Genomic DNA, 9,258 nt, shown 5'->3' on the forward strand with positions numbered 1-9,258 from the left:
AACGCGGTCGATCGCACTTTTTTATTTTTTTGATAATTTTTTTGTTCCGAGTACCTGTCGCTGTTTGCCTGCAACGAGTTTTCCCGGTAAATCCAGCAGCGACAAATTTGGGCCCACGTCAAGCTGAGTGCGATCGGTCAATTCCCGCTGCTCTATAATAGTTTTAATTATTGAGCTGCCTAAAATATTTAAACCTCAACGAAAACAGGGCGGCGGCTAACTATAGCCACCGCCCTCAAGATAGTATTGCGCTATCTAAGTCTGTGCTTACGCAGGAAGCAAGACTGAATCAATAATGTGGATGACGCCATTATCAGCAGCAACATCGGCTGTGGTAACGGTAGAATCATTGATTTTGACGCCATTGGAAGCATCAATTTTAACTTCTGAACCTTCAACTGTTTTGGCAGATTTCAAATTGACCACATCAGCGGCCATAACTTTGCCAGAAACGACATGATAAGTCAAGATTTTTGTGAGCTTAGGAATGTCCTTAAGCAGTGCTTCTACAGTACCTTCGGGAAGCTTAGCAAAAGCTTCGTCAGTAGGCGCAAAAACAGTGAAGGGGCCAGCGCCTTTGAGAGTATCTACTAAACCAGCAGCTTTGACAGCAGCAACTAGGGTTGTAAAAGATCCAGCCGAAACGGCGGTATCAACGATATCAGCCAAGTGAGTCACCTAGTTTTTGTAATCTATAAATCACTATAACGCTAAAAAGTTAATTTAGCTACATTAATTTTTTCTCTAGTTCTGTGGGGTTTTCTGAATATTTAAGATAGCACCGTGTAATTTAACTCGTTTCATAAAGTACCTATCTAAAGGTAGATCTTTTTTTTGGGATTTTACTGTATTTTAATTCATTAATGTAATCCTAAATATATTAATAAGATAATCGCGCCTGCCCGGTGTTTAAACTAAACGCAGGGGCGATGGCTCGGAACCCCGGAAGCTAAAACATTTTGATTGACTTGGCAAAACATTCAACATTAAGCACAGCGCTAAGGCCCGGTAAAACCCGCCACCCCGACTGATGGCAACAGTTTGGGAAATCCAGATCTAAACTGTTAACAAACATTAACTAGCGGAAGGGTGACATGAGATACAAACTACTAGGTCACAGCGGACTTCGCGTTTCCGAAATCTGCCTCGGAACCATGACTTTTGGGGAAGAGTGGGGTTGGGGGAGTTCCTACGACGAAAGCGGGAAAATGTTGGACGCCTTTGCAGAAGCGGGTGGCAATTTCATTGATACCGCGAATCTCTACACCAACGGTACTAGCGAAAAATATGTCGGTGAGTTCATCGCAGCCGATCGCGAAAAATGGGTAGTTGCCACTAAGTATAGCCTCAACATGAAGAATGGCGAAATCAATGGTTTCGGCAACCACCGCAAAAATATGGTGCAAGCAGTAGAGGCCAGTTTGAAGCGATTGCAAGTTGAATACATAGATTTGCTATGGCTGCACGCTTGGGATTTTACCACACCCGTTGAAGAAGTAATGCGCGCTTTTGACGATTTGGTGCGCGCCGGCAAAGTTCTTTACATCGGCATTTCCGATACGCCGGCTTGGATTATTTCTCAAGCAAATACGATCGCCAACCTGCGCGGTTGGACACCATTTATCGGCTTGCAAATCGAGTATTCTTTAAAAGAGCGAACTCCTGAACGGGACTTGATCCCTATGGCAAAAGCCTTTGATATTGGCGTCACAGCTTGGAGCCCCCTAGCAGCAGGTTTGCTGACAGGAAAATACAACACTTCAGAAACAGCCAGCGAAGCTAAACGGCTGAATTCACCTGAATCGGGAAAAATTAACGAACGAGACCTCCAAATTGCTGGCGAAGTTAGCAAAATAGCAGCCGAAATTGGCAAACCTGCTTCTCAAATAGCCCTAAATTGGCTGCGACAACAGCCAGTCCAAGTTATTCCGATTGTGGGTTCCCGCAAACTCTCGCAACTTCAGGAAAATCTCGCTTGTTTGGAGTTTGAATTAACGCCGGAGCAAATGCAGCAGTTAGACAACGTAAGTGCCATTGAATTGGGTTTTCCCCACGATTTCTTAAAGAGTTCGACGGTGCAAGATTTTGCCTTCGGAGGGGGACTGGCAAAAATTGACCCCCGACTTTAAAATTGCTGCTACCTTCTAGTCTGGGCGGGTTTACGTGGGTATTTGGCGTTCCATTGCAGATATCGGCGAAGCCGCCCTTAGAGGGATGATTGACATTTTTGCTGTGGGCGCGAGGTTAAACTGACGCCCACAGCGCAAATCTCACCACCTTGGTTTCTTGTCGCAGACTCGCGCAAAATCTTAGGTTTATCGTTGCGGTTGCGTGGTTTCTTTGATATTGTTGAGACAGGTGCTCTTCGGTGAGTTTAACCCCACTCTATGAAACTGTCAATGGTTAATCTATCGGAAGTCAGAAATGTCGGTGGACTTTTTGTATATTAGGATACAAAATTTCCCAATTAGCGCTCGGATGAGTGAAAAAAAAGCCAGGTTTGTCAAATCAAAAAGCAACATAAACTTGATGACAAATTTTCTTTCATCTCCAAATAAAGCAATAAAACTCGCTCTTTTTTCACGCCGTACCTGCCAGTTAAGAGTCATTTTACAAGGTCGATCGGCATTTTAACGGCTTTTGAACCCAGCATACAAGCTAAGCGCGTCCTGAGATAGAAGTCATCCTTCAGATAGAAGTTAGGGCAGAAAAACTGGGTTACATTTAACAGCAATAGCAAGTCTAACAATATTAACTTATCTCCAAGTTTCAATTCTGAAAAAAGCAGATAAGCGTGTTTCTCCGCAGCTAAACAGTTTCTTTGTTTGGCTCACTGAATGCGGTTCTTGCTAGTCAATAAAAGTTCTCAGATTTATGCTTGCGACTTTCAGTAAGAGAATGCTGAGAAATATATCCTATTGACAAATTTTAACGGACAAATTTTCATGGACAAATTCCCGAGGCTAATATGTCGCCCCCAGAAAACTCAGTAAACAATAGTTATAGCAATAAAGAGCGAGCATGGGAGATCCGATTTACCTCTATAGATCCAGCCAAATCGCCCTCTCAATTTGCTTCCTCGCCCGCATTGCGCGCCAACTTATCAAAAACTGAGGCTTTAGATGCACCAGATTTAGTTTGCCTGTCTCATTTGCGGTGGAATTTTGTCTATCAGCGTCCGCAACATCTCTTAAGTCGTTGTGCCAAAAGTCGTCGCGTATTCTTTGTAGAAGAACCGATTTATAGCGTGGCTACTGATTGGTGGCTTGATGTCAGCATCCACGAAAGCGGAGTCTGGGTAATAGTACCGCACCTGACCAAAGGAACCAGCGAAGCAACAGCACAAACTGCTCAGCAAGCCATGCTAGATGATTTGTTTCGAGCGGCCGAAATCACCCAGTACATCCTCTGGTATTACACACCAATGGCTGTGAGTTTCACCAACCACTTAAAGCCGCTAGCTGTAGTCTACGATTGCATGGATGAATTGTCAGCATTCAAAGGCGCACACCCCGATTTAAAAGCCAATGAAAACCAACTATTAAAGCGCGCCAGCGTAGTATTTACAGGCGGACACAACCTTTACGAAGCCAAGCAGCACCAGCACCCAAACATTCACGCCTTCCCCAGCAGCATCGAAAAAGAACACTTTGCGACCGCCAGGAATCTTTCACAAGAACCGACGGATCAAAAAGACATTCCTCACCCGCGTTTGGGATTTTATGGCGTTATAGACGAACGCATGGATATCAAACTGCTGGGGGACATAGCCCAAGCAAGGCCGGACTGGCATTTAGTCATTATTGGCCCGGTGACGAAAATCGCTCCGACAACTCTGCCAACCCACCCAAATATCCACTATCTCGGGGGGAAATCTTATCAAGAACTGCCACTGTATCTTGGCGGGTGGGATATCGCAATGCTGCCTTTTGCGATAAACGAATCGACTAAGTTTATTAGTCCCACGAAAACTCCAGAATACCTCGCTGCCGGCAAACCTGTGATTTCTACTCCTATCCGCGACGTGGTGCGGCCCTACGGAGAAAAGGGCTTGGTTCGGATTGCTAGCAATTCTGAAGAATTCGTTGCTTGTGCCCAAGAAATCCTCAGCGAAAGTTCGGACGTTCGCACCAAGTGGCTCAGCCAAGTAGACGCCTTTTTAGCAGACAATTCTTGGGACAATACCTGGGGCGAAATGCTGGGGTTGATCGAAAGTGCGATCGACCAGAAACGGCAGAAAGCCGAAGACCGGATCAAAGTTTTAAGTTAGGAATGTTGAGGTTGAATTTAAAGAGTTACACTTTACGGATTCAAAAATTAACACTCAACAATCCTCGCTTTATCTCCAATTACCAATTATTCCTTACCCTTACCCACAATTAGAGGTGTTTCAATGTTTGACTATTTAATCGTCGGAGCCGGATTTGCAGGTAGCGTCATTGCCGAAAGACTAGCAAATGAAGCTGGAAAAACTGTCCTGATAATTGATACCCGCAACCACATCGGCGGCAACGCATACGATCACTACGACAACCACGGCATCCTGGTACACAAATACGGCCCCCACATTTTTCACACCAATTCGCGCCCAGTTTTCGAGTATCTTTCGCGCTTCACCGAGTGGCGGCCCTACGAACACCGCGTCCTCGCCAGCGTTGACGGTCAACTGCTGCCAATTCCCATCAATCTCAACACCGTCAACCAACTTTACGGACTGAATCTCACCTCATTTGAAGTAGAAGATTTCTTCGCGAAAGTAGCAGAACCAAAGGATTACATTCGCACTTCTGAAGATGTGGTTGTCAGCAAAGTCGGTCGCGAACTTTACGAGAAATTCTTCCGCAACTACACCCGCAAACAGTGGGGAATGGATCCGTCGGAACTCGACAACTCAGTGATTGCGCGCGTACCCACTCGCATTAACCGGGACGATCGCTATTTTACCGATACCTATCAAGCAATGCCGCTGCACGGCTACACTCGGATGTTTGAAAAGATGCTTTCTCACCCAAACATCAAGGTGATGCTGAATACCGACTACCGGGAAATTGAGGGTTTTATCCCTTACGGAGAAATGATTTACACCGGGCCGGTGGATTCCTACTTCAATTATTGCTACGGCAAACTTCCTTACCGTTCCTTGGAATTCAAGCACGAAACACTGAACGTACCCGTACACCAAAAAGCACCGGTCGTAAATTACCCCAACGAGCATTTATATACTCGCTGCACGGAGTTTAAATACCTCACCGGACAAGAGCATCAAAAAACTAGCATTGTCTACGAATATCCCCAAGCTGAGGGAGACCCTTACTACCCGGTTCCGCGTCCAGAAAATGCCGAAATTTACAAGAAATATAAGGCTTTGGCTGATGCAACTCCGGGAGTCTCTTTCGTGGGAAGGCTGGCGACTTACAGGTATTACAACATGGATCAAGTGGTCGCTCAAGCTCTGACAACTTACAAACAAATTACTACCAAGCCGGTAATTGAATTGGTAGAAAATGTTAACGGTTCGGCTTCTAATGTAAGCTCCTCCAATGCAGTTACCCCCCCTCGCCCAGCCGCAGCTTCTCTAGAAGTCGCTGCTGTCAAAAACGGCAACGGCAACGGCAACGGTAACGGCAACTCTGCTAGCAAGTAGTTGGAAGCTGCGAGTTACGGGTAAAAAGGTAAGGTGCCCACAGAGCACCTTACTCGGTTTTCATCAAAAGTTATTTAATAATTCAAACAAGGAGTGATGTAAAAATGAACGTTCTAGTTAAAATTGTTTTGTCTCATGAGGTTTTGGAAAATTCTCAATTTGCTCAGTTTCAGAAAGAAATACAGCGCCTCATTGAAAGCGGTGGGAAAATTCTTATGCTGGATTTCTCAAAAATAAATTTCCTGAAAAATTCCGAGTTAATGGCTGTAGTGGCGATCGTGAAATTAGTTAGGGACAGCGAATGTATACTTTTGATCTCTGCCATGAGCGAACAAGTTAGAATTCTCTTTGAACTCACGGGACTACAGCAAATATTTCAGTGTTTGCCGTTTGCAGAAGACTTTTCTCTCAAAAGTGAGCTAACTGAACCGTTAGGAGGTTTGCACAGTCTTGCTAGCTAGAGGGAGAGGGGGAGAGGGGGAGAGTGGGGAATAGGAAAAATCTTCCTGGTTTATTCTTCTTTCTTCTGACTAATGACTTCAGCACAAGAGAGCCTTCAGATGAGCCTGTATTAAGGTGCAGAACTTTTGCAAATTAATCAGCAAAAAACTTGTCAAAGTGGTGGTAATTGTGGCTAACCTATATATATAACTTCAGGTAGATGTGCCGATGAGTTGGTTAGGAAGAGAATTAGAAAATTGCGAGATAGAAGAGTCTGCAACTCTTGATAGTAAGGTCACAGTTCAAGGACGGAAAACAGGTTATCCCCGCCCTCAACTGCGCCGGAGCAACTGGATTTGTCTCAATGGTCAGTGGAGATTTGCTTACGATGACGCGGGACGCTGCGTGCAGCCGATCGATATTTCTGAGTGGACTCACACTATAGAAGTGCCGTTTGCTCCAGAATCGGCAAAAAGTGGGATCGGGGACACGAATTTTCACCCCAACTGCTGGTACGAGCGCGAATTTGACATACCCCATACAGAAGGAAGAACTCTCCTCCACTTTGGGGCCGTAGACTACCGCGCCCGCGTCTGGGTGAACGGTCAGTTTGTCATGGAACACGAAGGCGGACACACTCCTTTCAGCGCAGACATTACAGCACTTGTGAACCCCAACGGGCCGCAGCGGGTGACAGTCTGGGCGCAGGACGACCCGCAAGATTTGGAGCAACCGCGCGGCAAGCAAGACTGGCAAATAGAGCCACACAATATTTGGTATCCGCGCACGACCGGCATTTGGCAGACAGTCTGGGTAGAATTGGTGCCTCACACTTATATCGAGCGCATCCGCTGGACTCCCCAGTTTGAACGCTGGGAAATCGGTTTTGAAGCGTTTGTCGCGGGCGATCGCCAGTCGGGAATCCAGGTTAAAGTTAAACTGTCGATCGGCTGTATGCTGCTGGTCAACGACACCTACGAAGTCATCAACGGCGAAATCCACCGCCGCATCGCCCTCTCCGACCCTGGTATCGACGACTACCGCAACGAATTGCTGTGGAGTCCCGAAAAACCGACGCTAATTAATGCTCAAGTGCAGTTGTGGGCCGACGGCAAACTGCTCGACGAGGTTAAATCTTATACTGCCATGAGGACGGTCAGCATCCAGCGCGATCGCTTCATGCTAAACGGCCGCCCCTACTATTTGCGACTGGTGCTCGACCAAGGTTACTGGCCCGACACCATGATGACTGCCCCCTCCGACGAAGCTTTGCGCCACGATGTCGAATTAGTCAAAGCAATGGGTTTCAACGGCGTCCGCAAGCACCAAAAAATTGAAGACCCCCGATTTTTGTACTGGGCTGACGTGCTGGGACTCTTAGTTTGGGAAGAAATGCCCAGCGCCTACCGCTTCACTCCCAAAGCCGTTCAACGGCTGACGCGGGAGTGGACGGAAGTCATCGACCGCGACTCCAGCCACCCCTGTATCGTAGTCTGGGTGCCGTTTAACGAATCTTGGGGAGTTCCGAATTTAGTCGAAGCAGCAGCCCACCGCAACTACGTGCAAGCGCTGTATTTCTTGACAAAAACCCTCGATCCGACTCGCCCCGTCATCGGTAACGACGGCTGGGAAAGCATCGATACCGACATCCTGGCGATTCACGACTACGACAACAACCCGCACACCCTAGCCAAGCGCTACGGGCCCGAAGTCCAGCTAGCGGATTTGTTCGATCGCGGGCGTCCGGGAGGCCGCATCCTCACCCTCGACGGCCACCCCCACCAAGGACAGCCGATGATGCTGACAGAATTCGGTGGCATCGCCTGCGCTGGCCGCGAAAACCCGGATTTTTACAGAGTTTGGGGCTACGTACGCGCGTCGGACACCCAGGAACTGCAAAGGCGCTACACTGCGCTGCTGAAGGTGGTAAACCAAGTGGAAATGTTCAGTGGATTTTGTTACACACAGTTGACCGATACTTACCAAGAAGCTAACGGTTTGCTGTATGCCGATCGCACTCCCAAGTTTCCCCTAGAGGCGATCGCGGAGGCAACTCTCGGCGGGAATAGGGCCGAAGACAGTTCACTGCCGCAAGGTATTACTCAATGCTAATTGGTGATTTGTCAAGGAAAAAATGAAAATCTGAGATTTTTTTCTGATTTCATTTTGAGTTTTTGCCGATCGATATACTTCTTACAAAAATACCGTTTGTAGTAAGGACTTGAGTTTTTTATGATTGAAATCTAAGGAATTTAGTCCTGACTACAAACCTGAATGCCCGATTACCCATCCGATTGATGTTTCAAAGTTTTTTCATGGGCGGATTTGAATGTTCCACCCAGAGATTGCGATCGGGAAAACGCCTCGATGTCACAGCCGCCACCGGTCACGATAAATTTGCAGCAGCCGACTAACAACGCTTGCAGGATCAAGGCATTTACACAGTCCGCATTATTGGGGTGAATTATTACGATCGCAATCAGTGGATTCACAATGAAGACCCGATGAAATACACCGATCCGCTGTACCGCCCGTTTCGTGAAATGCTGCAAGAAGTGTTTGAGCGCTACCCCCGCCCCTTATTCATCGCATAAACAGGCACTGAAGACGATTTTAGACCTGTCTGGTTTAATTATGTGTGCACTGAGGTAATGGCGGCGATGAAAGCAGGAGTTCCGATAAAGGGAATCTGCTTGTATCCGATTGTCAACCATCCGGGTTGGGACGACGACAGGCACTGTTACAATGGTTTGTGGGATTATTGCAATGAATCGGGCGATCGAGAAATTTATCAGCCTTTGGCGGATGAATTGCAGTTTCAAAGGCAGCAGATTGAACCGCTGTTGAAGTTGCACGAGTAACCACTTCGATCTAATTCTGTAGGGTGCGCCGAAGCGCACCTTATACTAAATCGGCGTTAAAAATTTCTTAGAGACTCAGCGGTTGAAACCGCTTCTACACAAACGAAGTCCGCCTTCGCGGACTAAGAGATTGAGGGGGTATTAAAGCAGGATTATTATTTATTAACCTTTTATGCCCACTTGTCTATGCGTGCTTTCAAACTTTGAGCTATCGCTGTCATTAAAATGTCTAAGTTATAGCAATCCTAAATGATTTTCTGTGTGTAAGTATATTGACGTATTTTGGGGAAATCAAATGTATGTTCGTTAGTA

At 46.7% G+C, this 9,258-nt stretch carries 8 protein-coding genes; 7 read left to right on the top strand and 1 reads right to left on the bottom strand.

The window, feature by feature from the left end; translation table 11 throughout:
- Positions 1-267: 267 nt before the first annotated feature.
- Complete coding sequence (locus tag QUA62_RS06820) at positions 268-669, bottom strand: fasciclin domain-containing protein (protein WP_190738996.1); 402 nt, start codon at positions 667-669, stop codon at positions 268-270.
- 425 nt (positions 670-1,094) lie between these two features.
- On the opposite strand from QUA62_RS06820, the gene QUA62_RS06825 reads away from it, so the two are divergent.
- The 7 genes from QUA62_RS06825 to QUA62_RS06855 all read left to right on the top strand — a co-directional run bounded on the left by QUA62_RS06825 (position 1,095) and on the right by QUA62_RS06855 (position 8,946).
- Complete coding sequence (locus tag QUA62_RS06825) at positions 1,095-2,129, top strand: aldo/keto reductase (protein ID WP_333403202.1); 1,035 nt, start codon at positions 1,095-1,097, stop codon at positions 2,127-2,129.
- Between the two features lie 839 nt (positions 2,130-2,968).
- Complete coding sequence (locus QUA62_RS06830; RefSeq protein WP_333403203.1) at positions 2,969-4,270, top strand: glycosyltransferase family 1 protein; 1,302 nt, start codon at positions 2,969-2,971, stop codon at positions 4,268-4,270.
- Between the two features lie 123 nt (positions 4,271-4,393).
- Positions 4,394-5,644, top strand: coding sequence for a UDP-galactopyranose mutase (gene glf / locus QUA62_RS06835; protein ID WP_333403204.1), 1,251 nt, complete (start codon positions 4,394-4,396; stop codon positions 5,642-5,644).
- Between the two features lie 104 nt (positions 5,645-5,748).
- A complete protein-coding gene (locus tag QUA62_RS06840; RefSeq protein ID WP_190658147.1) occupies positions 5,749-6,105 on the top strand; it encodes an STAS domain-containing protein in 357 nt (118 codons plus the stop codon).
- Positions 6,106-6,313: 208 nt separating this feature from the next.
- Entirely contained in the window at positions 6,314-8,197 is a 1,884-nt protein-coding gene (locus QUA62_RS06845; protein ID WP_333219174.1) for a glycoside hydrolase family 2 TIM barrel-domain containing protein, read from the top strand.
- Positions 8,198-8,505: 308 nt separating this feature from the next.
- Positions 8,506-8,679: a hypothetical protein gene (locus QUA62_RS06850; RefSeq protein WP_333403205.1), complete on the top strand. Its 174-nt coding sequence runs from the start codon at positions 8,506-8,508 to the stop codon at positions 8,677-8,679.
- 66 nt (positions 8,680-8,745) lie between these two features.
- Positions 8,746-8,946 (top strand): hypothetical protein, encoded by a 201-nt coding sequence (locus tag QUA62_RS06855; RefSeq protein WP_333403206.1) that lies wholly within the window; start codon positions 8,746-8,748, stop codon positions 8,944-8,946.
- Positions 8,947-9,258 lie beyond the last annotated feature (312 nt).

Origin of the sequence: Microcoleus sp. MON1_C1 (assembly GCF_036701945.1) — a bacterium.
Classification (GTDB): Bacteria; Cyanobacteriota; Cyanobacteriia; order Cyanobacteriales; family Microcoleaceae; genus Microcoleus.